This window comes from Jeongeupia naejangsanensis (genome assembly GCF_016865585.1).
In the GTDB taxonomy this organism is placed as follows: domain Bacteria; phylum Pseudomonadota; class Gammaproteobacteria; order Burkholderiales; family Chitinibacteraceae; genus Jeongeupia; species Jeongeupia naejangsanensis.
Map to the genome: position 1 here is coordinate 573,493 of NZ_JAESND010000001.1, position 23,411 is coordinate 596,903.

General features: G+C 63.6%; 22 protein-coding genes. 16 read left to right on the forward strand and 6 right to left on the reverse strand.

What is annotated here, in order from left to right:
- The first annotated feature begins 41 nt into the window (after positions 1-41).
- From JMJ54_RS02735 to JMJ54_RS02745, 3 genes are all read left to right on the forward strand, one after another.
- Positions 42-788, forward strand: a complete 747-nt coding sequence (locus JMJ54_RS02735; protein WP_203536403.1) for a c-type cytochrome — start codon at positions 42-44, stop codon at positions 786-788.
- A 64-nt stretch (positions 789-852) separates the two neighbouring features.
- On the forward strand, positions 853-1,332 hold the full coding sequence (locus tag JMJ54_RS02740) for a GNAT family N-acetyltransferase (protein WP_203536404.1): 480 nt from the start codon (positions 853-855) through the stop codon (positions 1,330-1,332).
- A 74-nt stretch (positions 1,333-1,406) separates the two neighbouring features.
- Positions 1,407-1,727, forward strand: coding sequence for a DMT family transporter (locus tag JMJ54_RS02745; RefSeq protein ID WP_203536405.1), 321 nt, complete (start codon positions 1,407-1,409; stop codon positions 1,725-1,727).
- Between the two features lie 52 nt (positions 1,728-1,779).
- Here JMJ54_RS02745 and JMJ54_RS02750 read toward each other — a convergent pair whose 3' ends face one another.
- Together JMJ54_RS02750 and JMJ54_RS02755 are read right to left on the reverse strand one after the other, a co-directional pair.
- Positions 1,780-2,640, reverse strand: coding sequence for a dienelactone hydrolase family protein (locus JMJ54_RS02750; protein WP_203536406.1), 861 nt, complete (start codon positions 2,638-2,640; stop codon positions 1,780-1,782).
- 45 nt (positions 2,641-2,685) lie between these two features.
- A complete protein-coding gene (locus tag JMJ54_RS02755; protein WP_203536407.1) occupies positions 2,686-4,143 on the reverse strand; it encodes an aminoacyl-histidine dipeptidase in 1,458 nt (485 codons plus the stop codon).
- Positions 4,144-4,410: 267 nt separating this feature from the next.
- On the opposite strand from JMJ54_RS02755, the gene JMJ54_RS02760 reads away from it, so the two are divergent.
- The 12 genes from JMJ54_RS02760 to JMJ54_RS02815 all read left to right on the forward strand — a co-directional run bounded on the left by JMJ54_RS02760 (position 4,411) and on the right by JMJ54_RS02815 (position 15,952).
- A complete protein-coding gene (locus tag JMJ54_RS02760) occupies positions 4,411-5,220 on the forward strand; it encodes a DUF1338 domain-containing protein (RefSeq protein ID WP_203536408.1) in 810 nt (269 codons plus the stop codon).
- Entirely contained in the window at positions 5,217-6,341 is a 1,125-nt protein-coding gene (locus JMJ54_RS02765; protein ID WP_203536409.1) for a saccharopine dehydrogenase family protein, read from the forward strand. The genes JMJ54_RS02760 and JMJ54_RS02765 overlap by 4 nt, the downstream gene beginning before the upstream one ends.
- A 27-nt stretch (positions 6,342-6,368) precedes the next feature.
- The gene (gene amaB, locus JMJ54_RS02770) at positions 6,369-7,925 is read left to right on the forward strand and encodes an L-piperidine-6-carboxylate dehydrogenase (RefSeq protein ID WP_203536410.1); all 1,557 of its coding nucleotides are present in this window, start codon (positions 6,369-6,371) and stop codon (positions 7,923-7,925) included.
- Between the two features lie 210 nt (positions 7,926-8,135).
- Positions 8,136-8,339 carry a hypothetical protein gene (locus JMJ54_RS02775; protein WP_203536411.1) on the forward strand — a complete coding sequence of 68 codons (204 nt, stop codon included), beginning with the start codon at positions 8,136-8,138 and terminating at the stop codon, positions 8,337-8,339.
- Between the two features lie 141 nt (positions 8,340-8,480).
- Positions 8,481-9,155 (forward strand): SDR family oxidoreductase, encoded by a 675-nt coding sequence (locus tag JMJ54_RS02780; RefSeq protein ID WP_203536412.1) that lies wholly within the window; start codon positions 8,481-8,483, stop codon positions 9,153-9,155.
- A 149-nt stretch (positions 9,156-9,304) separates the two neighbouring features.
- Positions 9,305-10,021 carry a rhodoquinone biosynthesis methyltransferase RquA gene (gene rquA / locus JMJ54_RS02785; RefSeq protein WP_203536413.1) on the forward strand — a complete coding sequence of 239 codons (717 nt, stop codon included), beginning with the start codon at positions 9,305-9,307 and terminating at the stop codon, positions 10,019-10,021.
- Positions 10,022-10,234: 213 nt separating this feature from the next.
- On the forward strand, positions 10,235-11,887 hold the full coding sequence (locus JMJ54_RS02790; protein WP_203536414.1) for a DEAD/DEAH box helicase: 1,653 nt from the start codon (positions 10,235-10,237) through the stop codon (positions 11,885-11,887).
- Positions 11,888-11,902: 15 nt separating this feature from the next.
- Positions 11,903-12,382: an SRPBCC family protein gene (locus JMJ54_RS02795; protein WP_203536415.1), complete on the forward strand. Its 480-nt coding sequence runs from the start codon at positions 11,903-11,905 to the stop codon at positions 12,380-12,382.
- Positions 12,383-12,529: 147 nt separating this feature from the next.
- Entirely contained in the window at positions 12,530-13,114 is a 585-nt protein-coding gene (locus tag JMJ54_RS02800; protein WP_203536416.1) for an acetate uptake transporter, read from the forward strand.
- A gap of 99 nt (positions 13,115-13,213) precedes the next feature.
- The gene (gene rarD, locus JMJ54_RS02805) at positions 13,214-14,086 is read left to right on the forward strand and encodes an EamA family transporter RarD (protein ID WP_203536417.1); all 873 of its coding nucleotides are present in this window, start codon (positions 13,214-13,216) and stop codon (positions 14,084-14,086) included.
- 130 nt (positions 14,087-14,216) lie between these two features.
- Complete coding sequence (locus tag JMJ54_RS02810; RefSeq protein ID WP_203536418.1) at positions 14,217-14,753, forward strand: molybdopterin-dependent oxidoreductase; 537 nt, start codon at positions 14,217-14,219, stop codon at positions 14,751-14,753.
- On the forward strand, positions 14,708-15,952 hold the full coding sequence (locus JMJ54_RS02815; protein WP_203536419.1) for a GGDEF domain-containing protein: 1,245 nt from the start codon (positions 14,708-14,710) through the stop codon (positions 15,950-15,952). Before JMJ54_RS02810 ends, JMJ54_RS02815 begins: the two co-directional genes overlap by 46 nt.
- Here the strand turns inward: JMJ54_RS02815 and JMJ54_RS02820 are convergent.
- Entirely contained in the window at positions 15,916-16,686 is a 771-nt protein-coding gene (locus JMJ54_RS02820) for an HAD-IIA family hydrolase (RefSeq protein ID WP_238999840.1), read from the reverse strand. The genes JMJ54_RS02815 and JMJ54_RS02820 overlap by 37 nt on opposite strands.
- Positions 16,687-16,800: 114 nt before the next feature.
- Here JMJ54_RS02820 and JMJ54_RS02825 point away from each other — a divergent pair, with 114 nt between their 5' ends.
- Positions 16,801-17,277 carry a DUF3429 domain-containing protein gene (locus JMJ54_RS02825; protein WP_203536420.1) on the forward strand — a complete coding sequence of 159 codons (477 nt, stop codon included), beginning with the start codon at positions 16,801-16,803 and terminating at the stop codon, positions 17,275-17,277.
- A 6-nt stretch (positions 17,278-17,283) separates the two neighbouring features.
- Here the strand turns inward: JMJ54_RS02825 and JMJ54_RS02830 are convergent, their stop codons facing one another.
- The 3 genes from JMJ54_RS02830 to nfrB are packed head-to-tail and all read right to left on the reverse strand — an operon-like array spanning position 17,284 to position 23,410.
- Positions 17,284-18,201, reverse strand: coding sequence for a DUF4434 domain-containing protein (locus JMJ54_RS02830; protein ID WP_203536421.1), 918 nt, complete (start codon positions 18,199-18,201; stop codon positions 17,284-17,286).
- Positions 18,198-21,164 (reverse strand): NfrA family protein, encoded by a 2,967-nt coding sequence (locus tag JMJ54_RS02835; RefSeq protein ID WP_203536422.1) that lies wholly within the window; start codon positions 21,162-21,164, stop codon positions 18,198-18,200. The genes JMJ54_RS02830 and JMJ54_RS02835 overlap by 4 nt, the downstream gene beginning before the upstream one ends.
- Positions 21,165-21,172: 8 nt before the next feature.
- Positions 21,173-23,410, reverse strand: a complete 2,238-nt coding sequence (gene nfrB / locus JMJ54_RS02840) for a cyclic di-3',5'-guanylate-activated glycosyltransferase NfrB (protein ID WP_203536423.1) — start codon at positions 23,408-23,410, stop codon at positions 21,173-21,175.
- Between the last annotated feature and the right edge of the window lies 1 nt (position 23,411).

Sequence of the window (23,411 nt, forward strand, 5' to 3'; positions counted from 1 at the left end):
AGTTCCAACAAACAAGACTTCAATTGCATAGGGATGGCAGCATGAGCGGCTCCAACGCATCTGCGGCAAAAAGCGTCGTCGGTCTGATTCTGACCGCGCTCGTCGGTATTCCGGTATTCATCTATCTCGTGGTGAAGCTGTTCACCTCGGGCAGCGGTATCGATCTGGGCAGCACCACGATGACCAACGAGGCCATCGCTGCGCGTCTGCAGGCGGTCGGCAGCATCAAGATCGTCGACAGTGCGCCACCGGGACAACGTACCGGCAAGTCGGTCTACGAAGCGATCTGCATCTCCTGTCATGGCACCGGCCTGGCCGGTTCGCCCAAGTTCGGCGATGCCGGTGCATGGGCGCCGCACATTGCCAAGGGCTTCGACACGCTGGTCAAGCACGCGATTGGCGGTTTCAACGCCATGCCGGCACGTGGCGGCTCGCCCGACCTGACCGATGCGGAAGTCGCGCGTGCGGTGGCCTTCATGGGCAACGCAGGCGGTGCCAAGTTCACCGAACCGCCGGTTGCCGGCGGTGCAGGTGGCGCGGTTGATCCGGCGACCAAGGGCAAGGAAATCTACGAGTCGACCTGCATTGCCTGCCACGGCAGCGGTGCTGCCGGCGCACCGAAGTTCGGTGACAAGGCCGCCTGGGGCCCGCGCCTGAAGGACGGCGCCGACGCTGCAATCGCGATCGGGATCAAGGGCCTGAACGCGATGCCGCCCAAGGGCGGGTATCAGGGCTCCGATGACGAGTTCAAGGCCGCTGCGCTGTACATGATCGGCCAAGTGAAGTAACAGGTATCTACCAGTAATCAAACGGGCGGCCTAAACCGCCCGTTTTGCTTTTGTGGAGATTTGAATGCGCTTTTCCATCCGCCCCGCGGCTCCCGATGACGTCGCCGAAATCCTTACCATGGTGCGCGAACTGGCCGAGTTCGAACAACTCAGCCATCTGGTGACCGGTAGCGTTGAAAAACTGCACGAGGACCTGTTCGGCGCGCATCCGGCCTGCGAATGCCTGATCGGCGAGGCCGATGGCGAGACGGCAGCATTCGCCCTGTATTTCCACAACTATTCGACCTTCCTGACCCGGCGCGGGCTGTACCTGGAAGATCTGTACGTGCGTCCCGCCTATCGCGGACGCGGGTATGCCAAGGCGATCATGGTCCATCTGGCGCAATTGGCACGCGAACGCGGTTGCGGCCGTTTCGAATGGAGCGTGCTCGACTGGAACGCCAACGCCATTGCGTTCTACCAGTCCATCGGCGCTACCGTGCTGCCCGACTGGCGCGTCTGCCGCGTCACCGGCCCGGCACTGGAAACCCTCGCCAGCCGCTGATTTCATGCGCCCGCCTCTCTTTCGGGTTTCCGAGGCGGCGCATCGTTCCCGAGCCCGTTTCAGCAGGACTGATCATGACCAATTACTGGCTCGTTCTCGGCATTGCCGTGTTCACCGAAATCGTCTGGGCGCTGTCGCTCAAGTACGTCCAGATCCACCCCAATCCGTGGGTCATCGGCGGCTCGGTCGGCTTGTCGTTTCTGAACATGGCGCTCTTGTCGTTCGCCATGAAAGGCATTCCGGCCGGCACCGCCTACGCGATCTGGACCGGACTTGGTGCAGTTGGCGTCACCATCGGCGGCATCATCTGGTTTGGCGATCCGCTCGGCCCGGTCCGGGTGTTTTTCCTCGCCCTGATCGTGACAGGCGTGGTTGGTCTGAAAATGGCCTCGTGAGATCAAAAAAGCCGGCGATGCCGGCTTTTTTTCTACATCGGTTTCGGCCTAGCTAAACACCGTGCTGCTTGAACCAGGACAGCATTTTCTGCCAGCCGTCGCGTGCAGCCGCCTCGTTGTAGCTGGGGCGGTAATCGGCGTTGAAACCGTGCCCGGCATCCGGATAGACGATGATCTCGGTCTGAGCCTTGGCCGCCTTGAGCGCGGTACGCATCTGCGCAATCGACTCGGCGGAAATCCCTTTGTCCTGGCCACCATAAAGCCCCAGCACCGGCACCCGGACCTCGGCAGCCACATCGAGCGGCTGCTTTGGCGTGTTGGCCGACGCGGTGCCGCCCAGACGTCCGTACCATGCCACCGCGGCCTTCAACGACGGATTGCGTGCGGCGTACAACCAGACGATGCGTCCACCCCAGCAGAAACCGGTGATGGCCGTGTGCCTGGCGTCGCCGCCGTTGCGCGCGGCCCACGCGACGGTGGCATCGAGATCGGACAGAACCTGCGCATCGGGCACGCTCATCACCAGCTTCATCAGCTGATCCACTTCCGGATAGTTGCGCGGGTCGCCCTGACGGAAGTACAGCTCGGGTGCAATGGCCAGATAGCCGCTCTTGGCCAATCGGCGGCACACCGCCTGGATGTGTTCGTGCACGCCGAAAATCTCCTGCACGACGATGACCGTCGGCAGCGGACCCTTTGTCCTTTCCGGCGCAGCCCGGTACGCAGGCAGCATCGCGCCACCTTCCACCGGGATCTGCACCGAACCGGCCGCCAGCCCGCCGTCGTCGGTGTCGATTGTCGTTGCCGCAACAGGACGGACCGCCAATGCGAAACCGGCGGCGATCGCGCCGGAAATGAAAACGCGCCGGGACGTATCGCCCGGCGCGTTGTGGCCAACAAGATCATCGTTCACGGCTGACTCCGGGCAGGTTTAGCTACCCAGCATAGCCGAGATCGTTCAGGCTGCCGGCACCGCAGCAACGGCGGCCTTGAGCAATTCCCAGAATTTCTCGACCGACGCCACCTCGACCCGCTCGTCCGGCGAATGGGCGCCGCGGATCGTCGGACCGAACGACACCATGTCCATCTCCGGGTATTTGGCGGCGATCAGTCCGCACTCGAGTCCGGCATGGATGACTTCAACCGCCAGCTCGTCACCAAATTGCGATTGATATACCTGTTTCAGCAAGGCCAGCGCCGGCGACGCCGGATCAGGCGCCCAGCCCGGGTATTCGCCGCTTTCGATCACGACCGCGTCGGCCAGCCGACCGATCGCGCGCAGCTTGCGCTTGATGTCGGTCAGGCCGTAGGTATTCAGCGACCGCGCCATCGACACCGCTTCGAAACCATGCGCGGCATCGATGTGGACAACCCCGAGGTTGGCCGAGGTCTCGACCACGCCCTCGACATCCGGACTCCAGCGGAGGACTCCGTGATGGGCCGCCACCAGCAGCTCCATCGATGTACGGCTGCAGCTTTCGCTCAGTGCCTGCATTGCACTGACAGGGGTCACTACCAGCTTTACGTTCGGCTCGACCTGACGCATGCGCACCGACAGCCCGTCGCGCCACTGGCCGACCAGCTCGTCGAGCCACGACACCGCACCGGACGGCAGGGCCAGCGTCACGAAGGCTTCGCGCGCCAGCGCGTTGCGCAATGTACCGCCGCGCATCGAGACCACGCGTGCGCCATATCGCTCGATCGCATCGAGTGCCAGATGCGCCAGTGCGCGGATCGGGTTGCCGTGCAGCTTGTGGATGTCGGCACCGGAATGGCCGCCACGGAAGCCGGTGAGCGCGACCTCGATGGCTTGCCAGTCGGCCGGCATCGGCTCGAACCGGGCCGCCCGCTTGTAGGTCACGTCCACGCCACCGGCGCAGCCGATATAGCACTGCCCCCATTCCTCGGTATCCAGATTGAACAGCAGCTTGCCTTGCAGCCAGCCCGCGCGCAGCGCCTGCACACCACTCATGCCTGCTTCTTCGTCGATCGTCAGCAGCACTTCGAGCGGGCCATGCGGCACGTCGTTCGATTCAAGCAGGGCCAGCGCCGCAGCGACACCGATGCCGTTGTCTGCGCCCAGCGTCGTGCCGTCGGCGTGCACCCAGCCGTCCACCAGCCGGGTCCGGATCGGGTCACGATGAAAATCGTGGCCTCGACCTTCATTCTGCTGGGTCACCATGTCGAGATGGCCTTGCAGCACCACGCCAACGCGATCTTCCATGCCCTTGCTGGCCGGCTTGCGAATCAGCAGGTTGCCGGCCTCGTCCAGCTCCGCGACCAGGCCACGCCCCAGCGCCCAGTCGCGCAGATGGTTGCGCAGCGCGGCTTCGTGCTTGGACGGCCGCGGAAAACTGCACAGAGTGGCGAAATGGCGCCAAAGGTCGGCGGGCTTGAGGGCTGCTACGGCGTTCATGAGGCGGCTCGCAGTTTGTCAGGTACGGTTAAGGAGCTTTGAATGTTAATCCCGTTGTCGTGGCACGTCCTGTGATGGATTACCACGGCCTCTCTTTTCGGTACGAGTAACAGTTTTTAATGCAAATTCCATCCTTTTCCGGCCGATGAATGACGATTGGAGGCTGCATTCAACCGGCGAGCAGCCAATGCTGTCTCCTTAGGCCAACACCGGCCACACCGGAAACCGCACACACTATGCTGAAGCATCGTCGTTCGGGATGGCGCCATGGACAACGCTGCCTTCTTTGCCTCGCTGTGGGACGACTACATTGCCATCGCACCACAATCCGCGCGCATCCACGCGCTGTTTGCCGCCGACAACGCCACGGTCATCAATGACCACGTCGCTTTCCGCACCTTTGACACGGGCCCGCTGTGCCTGTCACGGCTCGAACCGCGGCTGTTCGACCTCGGCTACCGGCGCCACGCCCCCTATGCCTTTCCCGACAAGCACCTGTCCGCCTGGGGATACGCATCATCCGACCCGGATGCACCACTGATCTTTCTGTCGGAGCTCCACGTCAGCGCATTGTCGACGGTTGCCCAGGACATTCTCACGCCACTGCTCGCCAGCCTTGACCCGGCCCTCGCCGAGACGCCCGCCGTGTTCAGTGCGGGGCGTGTCTGGCCGGCGATCAGCTACAGCGACTACCGGACACTCGCGGCCGAAAGCGAGTACGCCGGCTGGCTGGCGGCACTCGGCCTGCATGCCAATCATTTCACCGTTGCCGTACACCGGCTGCGGACCCCCACGACCATCGAGGATGTGCTCGAACGCGTTCGCGCCGCCGGTTTTGCGATCAACGACGCCGGTGGAGAAATCAAGGGCACGCCGGCGGAGTTGCTCGAGCAGGCGGCCACGCTCGCCGATCGCCAGCCGGTTGCTTTCGCGGGCGGGGAAATGCACGTGGTGCCCACGTGCTACTACGAGTTTGCCCGCCGCTACCCCGACGTCGACGGCCGCCTGTATCAGGGCTTCGTCGCGGCCAGCGCCAGCCGGATTTTCGAATCCACGCACCGGAACCCGCGCGGATGAGGCCGGTCCTGATCGTCGGCGCCGGCAAGATCGGCGCCAGCATTGCCAAACTGCTGGTCCACAGCGGCGACTACGATGTCACCCTCGCCGATCGTGACGCCGCAGCCTTGCAGCGCGTGGCCGCACGGGCGCCGGTCCGGACACTGGCACTCCGCGCCAGCGATGCCGACGGACTCGCAGCCAGTCTCGCGGGACAATCCGCCGTGCTGTCGGCCACCAGCTTCGATGCCAATCCGGCCATCGCCCGTGCGGCACTGGCCAGCGGCGCCAGCTATTTCGACCTGACCGAGGATGTGGCGACCACGCGCAAGATCCGCAATCTGGCCCGCCGCGCCGCGCCGCGGCAGATTTTCATGCCGCAATGCGGTCTGGCACCGGGATTCATCGGCATTCTCGCTGCCGACCTCGCCCATCGCTTCGATACGCTCGACACCGTGAAAATGCGCGTCGGTGCGCTGCCGCAGTATCCGAACAACCCGATCATGTACAACCTGACCTGGTCGACCGACGGCCTGATCAATGAATACTGCAACGCGTGCGAGGCCATCGTCGACGGCCAGCGCCGCGACGTTCAGGCGCTCGAAGGGCTGGAACATTTCGCCCTCGACGGGCTCGAATACGAGGCCTTCAACACCTCCGGCGGTCTCGGCACCCTCTGCGAAACACTGGCGCAGCGGGTGCACACCCTCAACTACAAGACGGTGCGCTACACCGGACACCGTTACCTGATGGATTTTCTCGTCAACGGCCTGCGTCTCGGGGCCAGCCGCGCCGGCCGGCGCCAGCTCAAAACGATGCTGGAATACGCCGTCCCGATCACCCTGCAGGATGTCGTCCTGGTGTTCGTTTCGGTCTCGGGCATGATCGACGGCCAGTTCCGCCAGATCACCGATGCCCGAAAGATCTATCACCGCGAGCTGTTCGGCGAAGCCTGGAGCGCGATTCAGCTCACCACCGCCGCCAGCGCCTGCGCCGTCATCGACCTGCATTTTGACGGCGAACTCAATGGCGACGGTCACGGTTTCGTCGCCCAGGAACAGGTCTCGCTCGACCGTTTCCTTGCCAACCGTTTCGGCCGTTATTACGCGATCGACCGATATGCCGAAGAAATCCCGATCTGACGCGGACCGCGTCATGCGGAGGTCATCATGTACACCCTTCCCCACCTTCTCGCCCCGTTGAGGCTCGACCGCTGGCAGCAGGCCGAATGCTGGCCCGGCGCGATCATCGACGGCATTGCCCATTACCCGTCGACGCCGCCCCGCCTGCTCTACAGCCCGATCGACCGCCAGGAACACGGCCAGCTGCTGCCCGCCAGCGCGGTCGAAGTCAGCGCGGCGGTCGGCTGCGCCATCGTGGCGTTCGAGGCGTGGCGCACGGTCCCTGCGCCACGCCGGGGCGAACTGGTCCGGCGCATCGGCGAGGCGGTACGGCTTCACAAGACGCAGTTGGCTCAACTGATCACGCTCGAGGCCGGCAAGATCGCCAGCGAAGCCGAGGGCGAGGTTCAGGAGTGGATCGACGTCTGTGATTACGCCGCCGGCCTGTCGCGGCAACTGCACGGGCTGACCATCGCCAGCGAGCGTCCGCAGCACCGGCTGCTCGAGCAGTGGCATCCGCTCGGCGTGGTCGGCGTGATCAGCGCATTCAACTTTCCGGTCGCCGTGTGGGCGTGGAATGCGATGCTGGCGCTCGTCTGCGGTGATGCCGTCGTGTGGAAACCGTCGGAAAAAACACCGCTTTGCGCACTGGCTGCAACGGCGCTGGTTCTCGACGTACTTCGCGATTTCGGCGACGCACCCGCCGGCCTGATTCAGCTGGTCCAGGGCGATGCCGTCGTCGGCGACCATCTGGCCAGCGACCGGCACATTGCGCTGATTTCAGCGACCGGCTCTGTCGCCATGGGCCGGGCTGTGGCGCAACACGCGGCGACGCGGCTGGGACGCAGCCTGCTCGAGCTGGGCGGCAACAATGCCGCGATCATCACGGCAAGCGCCGACCTCGAACTGGCGGCGCGCGCCATCGTCTTCGCCGCCGCCGGCACCTGCGGCCAGCGCTGCACCAGCCTGCGCCGGCTATTCGTTCACGAAGAGATTGCCGATGCGCTGCAGGAGAAGCTCATCACCGCCTACCAGCACCTGAACGTCGGCGACCCGCGTTTTGCCACGACCCTGATCGGCCCGCTGATCGACGACGCAGCGATGAAACGCATGCACGCCGCACTAGCGCAGGCAGAAATCGAAGGCGGCCGCATCCTGATCGGCGGCGGGCAGGTCCGCGTCGGCGGGAACGTTCCCGATGGCGGTTGCTACGTCCGGCCAGCCCTGCTGGCCATGCCCGAGCAAACCGACGTCGTTCACGATGAAACCTTCGCTCCCGTGCTGTACCTGATGCGCTATGCGCGGCTGAACGAAGCGATCGCGCTGAACAACGCCGTATCACAAGGCCTGTCGAGCGCGATCTTCACGACCGACCTGCGTGAAGCCGGCGCCTTCATCGGCCCGGCCGGCTCCGATTGCGGGCTAGCCAACGTCAACGCCGGCACTTCGGGTGCCGAAATCGGCGGCGCGTTCGGCGGCGAGAAGGACACCGGCGGCGGCCGAGAATCGGGTTCGGACGCCTGGAAAAACTATATGCGCCGCGCGACCAACACGCTCAATGACGGTCATGCATTACCGCTGGCCCAAGGCGTTCGCTTTGGCTGATCCATGGCCGATCCGTACTACGGCCGGGTGAACGGACGCGGTACGGGTTGAGCCGGCGGTTGCGGCACCAGCGATGGAATCGGTTTGTGCGGCGGATGTGGCGGCCTCGGATAAGGGGGACGCGGCCGAGGTCCGTACGGTGGCCCGTACGCCTGGCCATAGATGCCCCAAAGATTGCCCGGCGTGCAGAAATACGGATCGTAGTCCGGATTGTCGACATCACAGTTTTCGGTCAGCCTCGCGTTGGGATCCGGGCGTCGTGACGGTTCGCGCGACCGGGTCGTGACCGGCGTAGGCGATGGCAACGGTTCGACCCTGGCGCTCGGCGGCGGCATTTTGGGCGCCGGCACGACCGAGAACGACCCCTTGCCTTCCGACAACGGTTTGCCACCCGGACATTTCGTCTGGGTATAAAGTACCCCGCCTTTGCCGTCCGGACACTTGTAGACCTCGTCCGCGTGTGCGCTTACTGCCACAAGCGCTACCACGGCCGCCTTGCAGAGCAAAGCAACACGGCGCAAGCTCGCGCCCGAAACCCACAACACCTTGTTCAGCATGTCCAAAACCCTTTTCATCACCGGTGCCAGCCGCGGTATCGGACGCGAATTCGTCCGGCAGTATCTCGATGCCGGCTGGCAGGTCGTCGCCACATGCCGGAACCCGACCGATCTGGCCGACCTGGCGCAGCACCCCGCGCTGACGCTACTGCAACTCGACGTCACCGACTGGGACGCAGTGGCCATGCTGGCCTCGCAACTGGCCCATACCCGAATCGACCTGCTCATCAATAACGCTGGCATTTATGGCGGCGTGATGCAAGACCTCGGTTGCACCGACGTCGGCACCTGGCTCGAAACACTGGCCACCAATGCCATCGCCCCTGTCAAGATTGTCGAGTCGCTGCTACCGCGTCTGGCGCCGCGAGCGCTCATCATCAACATTTCGAGCAAAATGGGCAGCATGGCCGACAACGGGAGTGGGGGCGACTACCACTACCGCAGTGCCAAGGCCGCCCTCAACGCCGCCACCGTCAGTCTGGCACGGGATCTGACTGGCCGGCACTGCTGCGTGGCACTGCATCCTGGCTGGGTGCAGACCGACATGGGCGGCGCCTATGCGCTGATCGATGCCGCGACATCGGTTCGCGGGATGCGCGATGTCATCGCCGGGCTGCAAGCAACGGACAGCGGCCGTTTCATCACCTACGACAATCGCAGCATTCCGTGGTGACCGGCGCCTAGACCGTTTGGGGGATTGTGCCTGCCGGCGTGATGTTGTAACGGCTTCGGCACTACAGATCGTAAAACTTGGTTTAGCGCAAAGTGGCGATGTCAACGGCAAGCGATGCTGGTCTCAAACCGACCCACGAGGAGCGCACGATGACCACGCAAACCCTGGCCCCGCCCCGCAAAACCGGCCCAGCCTACGATGGCGTACCCGACTACCTGATCGACGTTTACGACTGGGCCTACGTCAACCCGTCGCAGGTCGACCGGCTCGACCACAACGTCGTGGTCAAGACGCTGCTGTTCTGCAACGACCAGCGGCTGATGCGCGCCTACCTGAACGAGATCGAACCCGGCTCGCGCGTCTGGCAGGTTGCGCACGTTTACGGCGATCTCGTCAGCCGCGTTGCCGACAAGGTCGGCCCCAATGGCGCGTTCGACCTGACCGACATCACCCCGGCACAGGTCGCCCACGGTGAAGCCAAGCTCGCCGGCAAGCCGTGGGCCAGCGTCATTCGCGCCGATGCCGCCAAGCACACCGCCGATCAGCCCTACGACCTGATCTGCAGCTTCTTCCTGCTGCACGAAGTACCGGATTACAAAAAACGCGACATTGTCGACCATATGCTGGCGCAACTGCCGGAAGGCGGCAAAGCCGTGTTCGTCGACTATCACCGCCCCGCCCTGTGGCAACCGATCCGCTGGATCCTCAAGGTCGTCAACGCCTGGCTCGAACCGTTTGCCAATGCGCTCTGGCAGCATGAAATCCAGCATTACGCCACCCATGCCGACCAGTTCAGCTGGGACAAGCGCACCTACTTCGGTGGCGTCTACCAGTGCGTGATCGTCCGCCGCAAAACCAACTCGTAACAATTTCACCTTTCGTCCCGGCGACAAGCTACTGGCATTGTCGCCGGGCTATCGTATAATGCGATTCCGTTTCACAGTGGTCCGATGCAATGTTCCGGCTCCAGCCGGCATGTGACCGCTCCGTTGTCGTTCCAGTCCGAACCAACCCAAATACCCGATCAGCCGCAGACTGGCGCCCGTGAAAGGCGGCCGGCCGATCACACCGGATAGTCTATGACCTTCTCTTCCCTTGGCTTGAGTGACGTACTCGTGCGTGCCGTGCAGGATGCCGGCTACAACGAACCGACCCCGATCCAGACGCAGGCCATTCCCGCCATTCTCAACGGTGGCGACCTGCTCGCCGGCGCCCAGACCGGCACCGGCAAAACCGCCGGCTTCCTGCTGCCCATTCTCGAACGCCTCGCCCGGAATCCGACCGACCACGGCAAGATCCGCGTACTCGTGCTGACACCGACGCGCGAACTCGCCGCCCAGGTCGAGGAAAGCGTGCGCGTCTATGGCAAGTACAGCGACATCAAATCGATGGTGATGTTCGGCGGCGTCAGCATCAATCCGCAGATCAAGGCACTCAAGAGCAAGATCGACATCCTCGTCGCCACGCCGGGCCGTCTGCTTGACCACGCCTCGCAAAAAACCGTTGATCTGAGCCATATCGACACGCTGGTCCTCGACGAAGCCGACCGCATGCTCGACATGGGCTTCATTCACGACATCAAGAAAGTGCTCGCACTGCTGCCGGCGAGGCGCCAGAACCTGCTGTTCTCGGCGACCTTCTCCGACGACATCAAGGCGCTCGCGGACAAGCTGCTCGACAACCCGGCGCTGATCGAAGTCGCCCGCCGCAACGCCACGGCCGACACCATCGCGCAAAAGGTCCACCCGGTTGATCGCGACAAGAAACGCCAGCTGCTCGCGCACCTGATCAAGCAGCACAACTGGTTCCAGGTGCTGGTATTCACCCGGACCAAGCACGGCGCCAACCGGCTGGCAGAACAGCTCGACAAGGACGGCATCAGCGCACTGGCGATCCACGGCAACAAAAGCCAGAGCGCCCGCACCCGCGCACTGACCGAGTTCAAGGCCGGCACCTTGCAGGTGCTCTGCGCCACCGACATCGCCGCGCGCGGCATCGACATCGACGAATTGCCGCACGTGGTCAACTACGAGCTGCCGAACGTCCCCGAGGACTACGTGCACCGGATCGGCCGTACCGGTCGTGCCGGCGCCGAGGGCGAGGCGGTCTCGCTGGTCTGCGTGGACGAGCACAAGCTGCTCGCCGATATCGAACGGTTGATCAAGCGCCCGATTCCGAAGGAAGTGATCGAAGGTTTCGAGCCCGATCCGGATGCCAAGCCGGAACCGATCCTGCAAGGTCGTCGTGGCCAGCAACAACAGCCGCGTCGTCAGGGCGGTCAAGGTCAGGGCCAGGGTCAACGCCAGCAGCGCCAACCGCGCGCGGAAGGCGAAGGCCAGCAGCGCCGCCAGGGCGGCAACGGTGAACAGCAACCCAAGCCACGTTCGCAAGGCCAGGGCGGCAAGCCGCGCGGCCAGGGTGGTCAAGGCGGTCAAGGCGGTCAAGGCAGCAACCAGGGACAGCCGCGCCAAGGCCAGGGCCAGAAGCGCCAGGGCAACCAGCAAGACCAGGCCAACGGCAATCGCGCGCCACGCGGCAACAGTGCCGGCGGCCAGGGTGGTGGCGGCCAAGGTGGCGGCCAAGGTGGCGGCAACCGTCGCCAGCAAGGTAGCGGCGGTGGCGGCGACAGCTCGCGCTGGGATCACCAGCAGCCGGCGTCGAACGAAAATACGCCGATTGCGGCACTGTTCTCGACCCCGCGTCGCCACGGTGGCGGCGGCCGTCATCACTGATCGAGGCCAGGCAGCATGCGCTTCGAGCATCTGATCGAAGTCAACGACGCCAACAACCCGGCCGTCGTTGCACTGAGCGTCGAGCAACTGTGGCAAGGCCTGATGTTGCGTGTCGAGGCGCCGCAACGTTTTCTCGAACACATCGAGCAAGTGACGATCCTCGAACGCGGCGGCGACTGGGTGTTGCGCGAAGTCGATTTCGGCCAGTTCATCGTGCGGGACCGGATCTCGCTGGTACTGAACTCGGCCATACGGTTCGAAACCGAAGCCAACGCACAGCATCCGGGCGGCACGCTGGCCATCACGCTGGAATCGCCGGAAGAAGGTCACCTCTTCCTGCGTTTCGTCTATGACACCACCGTGCCCGAACCCGGTCCGGGCGCCGGCGAAGGCGAAATCGATTACGCGGCCTACCTGAAAGCGGCGTACCGGCAGATGGACATCGACATGATGCGCCAGATCCGCGAATGGGCAGTACTGGGTCAATTGAGTTGACACACATTTGATCCGACGCAAATACCGGTAAGCCCGGCACCCGCATCATCCTCACGGCCCGGAAGGCCTGCCCGAACGGCAGGCCTTCCTCTTTTTTTGCGACCGGCGCCCATGGCGCCGGCTTTTGTTTTACATGACAGGACCATCATGACCGACATTCAGCTCGTTCAAACCAAGGACACCACCGCCAACCCCGCCCCGCTCGGTCTGCTCGGCTTCGGCATGACGACCGTGCTGCTCAATGTGCACAACGTCGGCTGGATTCCGCTCGGCAGCATGATTCTGGCTATGGGCCTTTTCTACGGCGGGCTGGCGCAAGTGATCGCCGGCGTCATGGAATGGAAGAAGGGCAACACCTTCGGCACGGTCGCCTTCACTTCGTACGGCATGTTCTGGCTCTCGCTGGTCGCACTGCTGGTGATGCCGAAGCTCGGCTGGGTCGAAGCACAAAACGCTGACGGCATGGGCGCCTACATGCTGATGTGGGGGCTGTTCACCCTGTGCCTGTTTGTCGGTACGCTGCGCGCCAGCCTGGCCAGCCGCGTGGTCTTCGGCACGCTGACCATTCTCTTCTTCCTGCTCGCTGCAGCGGAATTCACCGGCAGCGTGGCACTGACACGCTGCGCCGGCGTGGTGGGCCTCGTTTGCGGTGCATCGGCGTTCTATACCGCCATCGCCGAAGTCCTCAACGAAACCTACGGCCGCACCGTGCTGCCACTCGGCGGCAACTAAGCCTCAAAGGACTGCACCGCCTCAATGCGGTGCAGTCTGTACCGATCATCCCGGCGACAACCGGCCTAAACTGGACAGCCACCTTCGGTCGTCCGCCCCATGCAAATCGGCATCCTCTACGCAACCCTGGCCTTCCTGATCTGGGGTCTGCTTCCGCTTTACCTCAAGGCGTTGACCGGTATTCCGGCAGGTGAAATCCTCCTGCACCGGATGGTCTGGTCGCTGGTCTTTCTCGGCGTGATTCTCGCATTCCGCCGCCAGTGGGCATGGCTCGGGCAACTGCGGCATCAGCCGAAACTGCTGGCGGGCTTCATGGTCTCCGCACTGCTGCTCAGCGCCAACTGGTTCACCTATATCTGGGCGGTCCAGGCGGGTCGGGTCATCGATGCCAGCCTGGGTTACTACATCAATCCGCTGGTCAACGTCCTGTTCGGCGTGCTGTTCCTGCATGAACGGCTGCGCCCCGGCCAATGGCTTGCCATCGCCACTGCCGCAGCCGGTGTCGGCTGGCTGACCTGGCAAACGGGCCAGCTGCCGTGGATTGCACTGCTGCTTGCCGTGACGTTCGGGACCTACGGCCTGCTGCGCAAAACCGCATCGCTCGGCGCGCTGGAAGGGCTGTCGCTCGAAACGCTGCTGCTGTTTCCGTTCGCCGGTGGCGCCCTGCTCTGGCTGATCGGCAGCGGGCAGTCCGGCTTCACCGACGCCAGCGGAACCGTTCAGCTGCTCTGCTTGCTGGCAGGGCCGATCACTGCCGTACCGCTCCTGCTGTTTGCGGCCGGCGCGCGGCGCATCCCGCTCTCGCTCCTGGGCATCCTCCAGTACACCGGACCCACCGTGCAACTGCTGCTGGGCATCTGGCTCTGGCACGAGCCTTTCGGGCACGCCAGACTCATCGGCTTCGCCTTGATCTGGCTCGCGATCGTGCTCTATACGCTGGAAGGCCTCTGGATTCGACAACGAAGCCGCTGATCGCCTCGCCACTCATCTGAATTTCCACAGCGACGGTGCGGCGAACACTTTAATTTCAGGAACCGAAACCAACCGTCGCACTCCAGTGCCTAGTCGGTTTCGTTTCCGCGGGCTATCCGGAGCACTCTCCATGCGCAATGCATTGCGCATTTTCTCCCTGTCATTGTGCGCGGCCACGCCCGTCGCCTTGCTCATGCAAAGCAGCGTGGCCATGGCTGCCGGCGTTCAGGCCGATGTGCGAGCCTGGCCCCCGCCGGTCAACAAAGAAACCGTACTGCAACTGGGAGACGGCGAAAAACGGCTGGCACTGACACTGGCCGATCTGGAAGCCTTGCCGCACTACAAGGTCGACCTGTCGCTGATCTGGGGCGAACGGGGGACGTTCCAGGGCATCAAGCTCAATGACCTGCTGAAACGCTACGGTCTTTCGGAGAGCGCAACATTGCGCTTCTCGGCCGCCGACCGCTACACCCTGGACATTGCCGCTGCCAACTGGCGGTTGCGCGATCCACTCATCGCAACCCGCTTTGAAATGCGGGAACTCACCATCAGGCAGAAAGGGCCATTGCGCTTGCTGTGGCCCGACGAAACGGCGTCGCTCGAGTCGACCCGGGGGATGCTATGGATCTGGAATCTGGTCTTGATCAAACCGGTTACGGCCGAATAAGCCGGTTCTGCTATCGCTACCGGCTCAGCCTGCTGATTTCCGGCATTCTGTTCATCGTCGGCATGACACTGGTTGCAAGCGCGGCCACGGTCTTCAGCAGCATGCAACGCACCTTCGACAAACCGGCGAGCATCGTCGGTTATCACAGTGCTCGCCTGTCCTCAGTCTGGGAGCGGTTCAACTCCGTTGTCGAAACCCGCTTGCCGAACTCCCGCGATGGCACGCTGCTCCCCTACCAGAACACCGAAGAACTCCTGATGCTGCAACTGGACCTCATCGAAGCCAGCTATCGCCGCGCAGCGCTCCTGCCGCTGCATCTGGCCCACATGCAGCAGTATCGCGGCAAGCTAGAACGGGTGTTGCAGCAACTGCGCACGCTGATCCTGCACGGCGACAACACCGTGGCCACGCGCACCCGTGTGCGCGGTTTGCTCGAAGAAGGCGGTCAGCTCGTCAACCTGATTTCGCTGGAGACCAGCAATGCCATCACCAAGGCCGACGATGCCCAGCGCAACCTGCTGGTCGAGGCCGGCCATTTCACGCTGATCCTGCTTGCCGTACTGGTGACGCTGGGTGCCGTACTGGCGGGCGCCTTCATCGTCGTACTGACCCAGCGGCGCGCACTGAAAATGCTGGCCATGACCGACGGCCTGACCGGCCTCGCCAACCGGCGCGTGTTCATGCAGCAACTCGAGGCCGAGCACACGCGGGCGCTGCGTTATGCGCTGCCGACCTCGCTGATCCTGATCGACCTCGACCACTTCAAGGCCATCAACGACAACTGGGGGCATCCGGGGGGCGACACCGTGCTCAAGGCGGTCAGCGCGACCCTGCAAACGATGTCGCGCCAATCCGATCTGGTCGCCCGCATCGGTGGCGAAGAGTTTGCGATCCTGATGCCGGAAACCACGCTGGCAGCCGCAACCGATGCGGCAACGCGCTACTGCGAAGCCGTTGCTGCCATGACCGTTCAGCACGGCCATCATTCGCTGGGCGTTACGGCATCGTTTGGCGTCGCGACAATGCGCCACGACACCAACCCGGCGGCATCGGCAACGTTTGCCCAGGCCGATGCGGCGCTCTACCGTGCCAAGCACTGCGGCCGGAACCGCGTCATCGCGGCGCCGGTACTGTCGCTGTCTCCCGAACTGGGCGGTAGCGTTTACAGCGTATCGAGCGATATTTCGCCGACATTCTGAAACACGTAGTCGGGCCGGTACGGGAAATCGTCGATCATGCCCTGCGTGGTCACGCCCGAGAGCACCAGCGCCGTCTTCATCCCCGCCTCCATGCCGCCAACGATATCGGTGTCCATCCGGTCGCCCACCATCAGCGCCTCCTCCGGATGCAGGCCAAGCTTGCGCGACGCCAGCATCATCATCAGCGCATTCGGCTTGCCGACGATATAGGGCTGCTTGCCCGTGGCTGCGGCAATCGCCGCCAGCAAGGTCCCTGCCGCGGGTTCGTATCCGCCCTCGATCGGATCGATCATGTCCGGATTGGTCCCGATGAACTTGGCACCACCATCGATCAGCCTCACCGCCTTCTTCAGCTGTTCGAACGAAAAGCTCGTGGTTTTGCTGACCACGACGTAATCGGGATGCGATTCCGAGATCGAAAAACCGACGTTGTACAGCTCGTTGATCAAGCCGCCGCCACCCACGACAAATACCGTTGCGTGCTCCTTCTGCTGCTTGAGGAACATTGCCGTGGCCATGGCGCTGGTGATGAAGTTGTCTTCGGTCAGCCCGGCAATCCCGAGCTGCTGCAGCTTGAGCTTGAGGTCGAGCGGCGTCTGCTCGGCGTTGTTGGTCAGGAACAGAAACGGCGTATCGGCATCCTGCAGGCGCTTCACGAAGGCTTGCGCCCCCGGGATCAGCTGTTTGCCACGATAGATCACGCCGTCCATGTCACTGATGATGCCCTTGATCATGCCTGTCTCCCGGTTGAATCAACCCATCGTACCGCGATGCACCGCCGACGGCGATGAACCGAATGCCCGCAAGCGGATCAAACAGGCATCAACAGGCTGCTGTCGGAGCGCATCATGCTAGGCTCACTTCATTCGCACGCCCCCGCCAGCGAGCGCATCCCGCTACCCGCGCTGGTGCTGGGCATAGCCGGCCTGTTGCCTTTCGTGTTTTTTGCTGCCCTAGGCTGGAGCGGCGATCCGCTGACGCGCGGGCACGCATTGACGACGTACTTCGCCTACGCCGCCAGCATCCTGAGTTTTCTGGGTGGCCTGCACTGGGCGCTCGGCCTTGAGCCCGACCTCAGCAACAGCGAGCGCTGGCTGCGGATGAGCTGGGCGGTGCTACCGCCGCTGGTGGCCTGGGCCGCCGTCCTCGCCCCGTGGCGCGTGGGCATCTGGCTGATGCTGGCGATGTACGTGGCCCAGTACGGCGCGGACATGCTGCTCAACCGCGCCGATCCGAGCCACTACCCGGCCTGGTTCATGCGCCTGCGCTTCGGCCTGACCGTGGTCGTACTACTGACCGGTCTGGCCGTCGCGACGCGCATCTGACGGATTTCAGTACGGCAGCGCGCCGTTCAGCGCCGGCAGGTAGCGCAGCGAGAAGAACACGCTGTCACGGCCACACTCCGCCCGTTTGGCAAGAATGTGCCTGGCCTCGTCAAGCGGACGCGGCTCGGCACGGAAAGCGGTATCGTCGCCGGTCTGCACGAACAGCTCGAAGACGACACCGCGACTGGCCGGCTTCTGGCAGTCCGCATGCACATTGCTGACCGCGTCCAGATAGACCTGACGCTCGGCAACGTTGAGTTTGCCGGTGCCGGCGCCATCCTGGACCCACAGCCGGACGCCGCTCTCCTGCTCAAGCTGGCCGAGCATCCGGGCATAGGTCTGAGGCGCCATATTGCCGACAAAGAAGCTGCTCGCGTAAACCGGCCGGTCGAGTACCTTGCGCAGCTGCCTGACCTGGTTCGACAGATGGTTCGTCAGCACGTCGTAGGTATCGGCTTCGCGCCATTGGACATCATCGATTTCCGCCGGCAGATACCAGCCCTGGATCAGCGCCGGGTCGAGCCGGCCGGCCCACAGCTTCGCCAGATTCAGATCGTCACGCGACAGGCGGCGGAGATAGCTGGTGAGCGTGCGTGCCGACTGCTGCTGGCGAATGTAGAAGTCCGGATCGGAGTTCAAGCCGAGAATCAGCTTCAGCCCGGCCGCGTTGGCATCGGCAAAGCGGGCCGCAAGCCAGTCCTGATCGGCGGCGGCGGTAAACCCGCCTTCGCCATGCCGGGTCCATTGCACCACAAGCGTATCGAAGCCCTGCGCCCGCGCGACGCCGAAAATGTGCGGCCAGCTGGCTGCCGGCACGTCCCGGTCACGCAGTTGCGGCTGATAGACGATGGCCGTCATGGCCTTCGCCATGACCGGCAACGCGAGCAATACCGCCAGCAAGAGTCCTGTCCAACGCCGTCTCACCAAATACCTCCGAAAGTCACGAACACGCTGTTGGTCTCGTCCAGATAGGTCCGGAACGCGTGCTGGAACTCGACGCCGACACTGGTCTTGTGCCGGTAGGCGTCGTACTCGTTCTGACCGTACCAGAAATTCCAGCGCACCCCGACACCGGCCCGGAAGTCATCACTGCCGCCTTCATCATCATGGATCGCGTTGTACTGGACGTGCGCATACGGTTCGATGGTCTGCCCGCTGAAAACCTTCTTGTGATAGCTGAGACGGTAATCGGCCGTCGCCGCCACGCGTTCCGCCTTGATGTAATACGCGGTATCCAGATAAAGGTTCTGCGCCATCCAGCCCCTGCCCGACTCATGCCAGTCGTCGCTGAAACGCCCGTCGTTGAACAGCGATGCACTCGCGCGCAGCATGTAGTCGAATTCGCCGTTGCCGCTCTTGTCGAGTGGCGTTTGCGCTTCGGCCGCAAGATAAAACGCGCGGGTTCCGAACGGCTTCCAGCGCAGACCGGCGCCAAGCATCGGCTGGTAGATCGGCAATGCATCGTGACCGTCCTCGCTGTCACTGCTGCCGGCAAAGATCCGCGCATAGGCCTCCAGCGTCCGGCCGTCCCGGATCGCCGGATCGCCAAGCCGGTAGGCTGCTTCAACCTGCGCGTAGCTGCGGTAGGGGTTGCCGGGCTCGGCTTGGCTGCTCAGACCACCGGTGCCCGAACCGCTGAACCCGCCTGCGCTGAAGGTCCATCGTCGCCCCAGATCTTCATGCAGACGACGGAAACCGAACCATTGATCCAGCACTTCGTCGGTCTTGTCTTCGGGCGGATAGCTGTTGAGGTCATCGATGGCCAGGCGCGCATAGGCGCGTGCGGCCTTGTTGTCGGTCAAGCGCTGGTTCACGTACACCAGTTGCTGGATGACGGCCGGATCATTCGGATTGCGCGCTCGCACCTGTTCGAGCACCTCGCGTGACTTGGCGGCATCGCCGGCGCGCCAGTAGGCGTAACCCAGCGTGGTCAGCAGCTCCGGATCGTCCGGCTGCAGCGCCTGCGCGCACTTCAAGGTATCCAGCGCCGCCTTGTCGTCCTTGGCTTCACTTTGCAACGCGGCCAGACGGAGGTAGTAATTCACGTCGGGCCGGATCGCAATCGCCTGCTCCAGCGCCTCCGCCTGCCGGGCCGGGTCGGATTCGGTCTGTGCGCGCAGCGACCAGTACTGGTCGTCCTGATTGCCACCCTGCGCCGAATACGCATCCAGCCAACGCCTTGCTGCGGCAGTATCGCCAGCGCTGACACCGGTGGTCGCAGCGGACAGCAGTTCGGCCGGTTTGAGTTCGTCCTGCGGCAAGGACACCCAGGCCTGCAGCGCAGTCGCGTAGTCCTTGGTCGCGAAGGCCTGATAGGCCAGCGCCCGGGTCGCATCGCCGCCCGGTGCGCGCAGGTTCGCTTCGTCGTAACTGTACTGCGCCAGACCCGGGGCCGTTTCGCGGTAGCAGTCGCCCAGCCGCATCCAGGCATCGTGATCGTAGTCCGGCGACAAATCGCCCAGCAGCGTGTGCACCCGTTTGCAGTCCTTGATGCCCGCAAAAATGGCGGCCTGACGGCTCCGCTGGCCCACGGTATCCAGCGGCCGCGCCAGCTTGGTTTTGTCGGCAGCGGTCAGCAGTGCCGGATCCTCGCTCGCCAGTTGCGCCAGTCGCTGCTCCAGCGCGGCCCGACGCAAGGGTCGCGCGTCGTCAAACGGATAGCGATCAAGCAGCAGCCTCGCCGCCTGCGGCTTGCCGCCGGCCTGAATCAACTGGTAGCTGAGCGTATCCAGCAATGCGGGATCATTGCCGCGCTCGCGCAGCAGTGCCGAAGCTTGCCGCTCCGCCTGCGCAAGCTGGCCGCGCTTGAGGCTGAGGGTAAAGCGCTCATTCAGCAACTGGTCCGCAGGCAGGTAGTCGAGCAGGCGTTGTGCGGCATCGTCCTTGCCCTGCTCGATCAGCTTCGGCACCAGCACCGCGGCCTGCTCGCCACGGTTTGCTGCAAACCGGGGCGTGTAGTCGGCAAGCAGTGCTTCGTTTCGCTGCAGCAGCCCCATCCACTGCCGCTCGTCAGCCGCGTTCTGGAATGCGGGCTGCTTGCCTGCCATGAACCGCGTCAGCTCGGCACCGTCACGCTGGCGCGAGAGCGCCTGCGCATAGGCAAGCTGATCCTGGGCGCGACTTGCGCCCCCCTGTTCGAGCAGTGTCCGCGCCGCATCGACCCGGCCCTGCGCCAGCAAAACGTTGAGCCACTGGCTGCGCTCGTTGCTGGTCAGCGCGTTGGCCGATTTCAGTGCTTCCAGCTGCGTCTCGGCCCGTTTCCAGTCTTTCAGGTAAATCGACCGCTGCAACAGGGCATGACGCAGGGCAATGCCTTCAGGACTGGCTGCAAAGCCGGGGTCGTCGAGCTCGGCCTGCGCCTGTGCCAGCTGTCCGCGACGCAACGCCGCATTGCCGGCCATGGCGCGGCACACTGGCGTTCTGTCCTGTGCGCAGTCCGCGGCGGGCGGCGCGCCCTCGGGTGCTGGTGCGCTCTCCGCCGTCTGCGAGTCCGGTTTTGCGTCGAACTCATCATCGGGCGGCGCCACCGGCTTCACCCCTTGCAGCGCAGCCAGTGCTTGCGTCACACGGACATCGTTCGGCGTGGCCCGTCTCGCAGATTCGAGCACCGTTTCCGCACGGTCAGGCTGACCGGTACGCTCGTACGCATTCGCCAGATAGAGTGCGATCGTCGCATTGCGGGGCGCCAGACGCCGCGCGGCCTCGAACTCGTCGATCGCACGCCGGTCATCACCGCGTTCCAGCGACGCAAAGCCTTTCTGCAAATGCGGGTAGAGGATGAAACGCTGGTAGCTGCTGACCTCGTCACCGAGATCGAAGTTCTTTTCCACTGCGCCCACCGCCGGCGCGGCCAGGGCCAAGGCCAGCAAGGTGGGCAGTATTTTCATCTGTGCATTCATGCTGCCGCTGCCGGACGAAGTGAATCGAGCGCATCGACACCGATGCCGTTCTGTTGCAGCAACGCCCGCATGTCGGGTTGCAGTTCGCGCTGCAGCCGCAATGCCTCATCCAGGGTCGCGCTGCTGATGACCCCCTCGTCGACCAGAAACTGGCCGAAGGTCAGGTCACTGCGCTCGTGCCGCAACAGCAGTGCATTCAGGGCGGCAAGGCCGATATGCCCCAGTGACATCAGGATTTCCGCAAGCAGCACCTGCATGGAAACGAACGATTGCCAGATATCTTCCGCCCGTGCGCGGTCGAGCAACTGCGCAGCCACGGCCGCATCGAGCAAGGCACGCGGGTCTTCTTGCGGCGCCCGGACATACCAGCGACGCAGACCGACCGCGACCTGCCCCTTGGCGGCAATCACGTAACGGACCGGCCGGTCCAGCTTGCGCGACAGTGCAGCCATCGACACCGGATCGATGTCCGACTCGCTGGCCACGACGAGCGTATCGCCCTCCTCGCGAACCGGCACGATCACGTAATGCAAGGCAATCGGCGCCGGGACCTTCGCGACCAAGTCCTCGGACAAGGCGTAGGCATCGACCGGCTCGTAGTCGACATGACTCTGTACTGCGACTGCCCTGGCGAGCTGCTCCGCGCTGATCACGCCTTCGTGGACCAGACAACTGCCGAGACGAAGGCCGGGTATGCGGTGCGCCAGCGCGGCTTCCAGCTGTGCCTGCGTCAGCACGCCTTGCTCGATCAGGATCTGCCCCAGTGGATGACGTGCCCGGTTCTCGCCGCCAACGCTCGGAAAATCGTGTGTCGTCTTGTCCCATGCCACCCGGCGCGGATCCCCTTGGGCAATGATCTGGCTCAACGCCCGCCAGTTGGCGAGGAAGTTGATCAGATTGCCCCAGAACAGGCGCGGCAGCGCCATCAGCCCTTGGGAAAGGCCGTAATAGCCCGAAACGAAGATGATCCGCTGCAGCATCCGGTTGCTCATCAGCAGGAAGTTGATCCACAGCAGCGAGACCAGCCAGATGTCGCCTTCGAAAATCGACAGGAAATGGTAGGCATCGGGCCACAGCCGCTGGTACAGCCACAGGCCGAGCAACTGCAGCAGGATCAGCGACGCGATGAAGCTGACGAAGTTGCTGATCGCGCCCTTGCGATCGCGCCACAGGAAATAGTTGAGCGTCCAGTTGCTGGTCCAGCGGTGGGTTTTGAACCCCTGATAGACGATGCCGATGATCCAGCGCGATTTCTGCCGGACCGCCGTCTGCATGGTGTCGGGGAAGTACTCGCGAACGCAGATCACGTTCGAGTCGCGCTCGTTCTGCCCGAACAGCAGATTGCCGACGCCCTTGCGCTGCGACTCGCGAATGACCGGAAAACGCACGAAGATTTCCTTCATGCCCTTTTCCTTCAGCCGGAAGCCGATGTCGTAGTCCTCGGTCAGACTCTGGACGTCGAAGGCAATACCGTCACCGTCGGCCAGCAGCGCCAGCACCGCGCGGCGGCTGAAGCAGGTACCGACCCCGGCGCTCGGCACCTGGCCGGCCAGCGCTTCCCGCACCGGCACATCCTTGCCGTGCAGTTCGGCGAACTCGTCGAGATAGGACAGGCTGGTGAAGTTGGTCCACGTACGCTCGAACGGGTAGACCGGGATCTGGATCAGATCCTTGCGATCGATCAGGTAATTGAACAGCCGCAACTCCATGTCGGAAATCACGTCTTCGGCATCGTGGAGGATGAAACCGGCGAACTCGAACTTGGCGCTGTGCTCGAACTGCTGGATCGCGTCGAGCACGTTGTTCAGGCAGTCGGCCTTGCTGGTCGGCCCCGGACGCGCGCAGACGACCTTGTGGACATTGGGAAAGCGCGCGCAGACCACATCGACATCGTTCTGCGTATCCGGATCGTTCGGATAGGTACCGACGAAGATGTGGTAGTTCTCGTAATCGAGCGTCGTCGCCGCCAGCTCGGCCATCTTGCCGATCACGCCGGTTTCGTGCCAAGCCGGCACCATGATCGCCAGCGGCTTCTCGGCCGGTTCGTACAAGGCCTTGTAATCGAGGTGATCATGGTTGCGGTAGACGGTAATCGCCCGCCAGAACCGGCGCGACCAGTACACGATGTCGATGAACAGGTCATCGAGGCCGCTGATCAGCATCATCATCGCGAAGATGATGGCGACCAGCTTCAGGCCGTACAGGTAGGTCGAAAAAATATCCAGAAATGACATT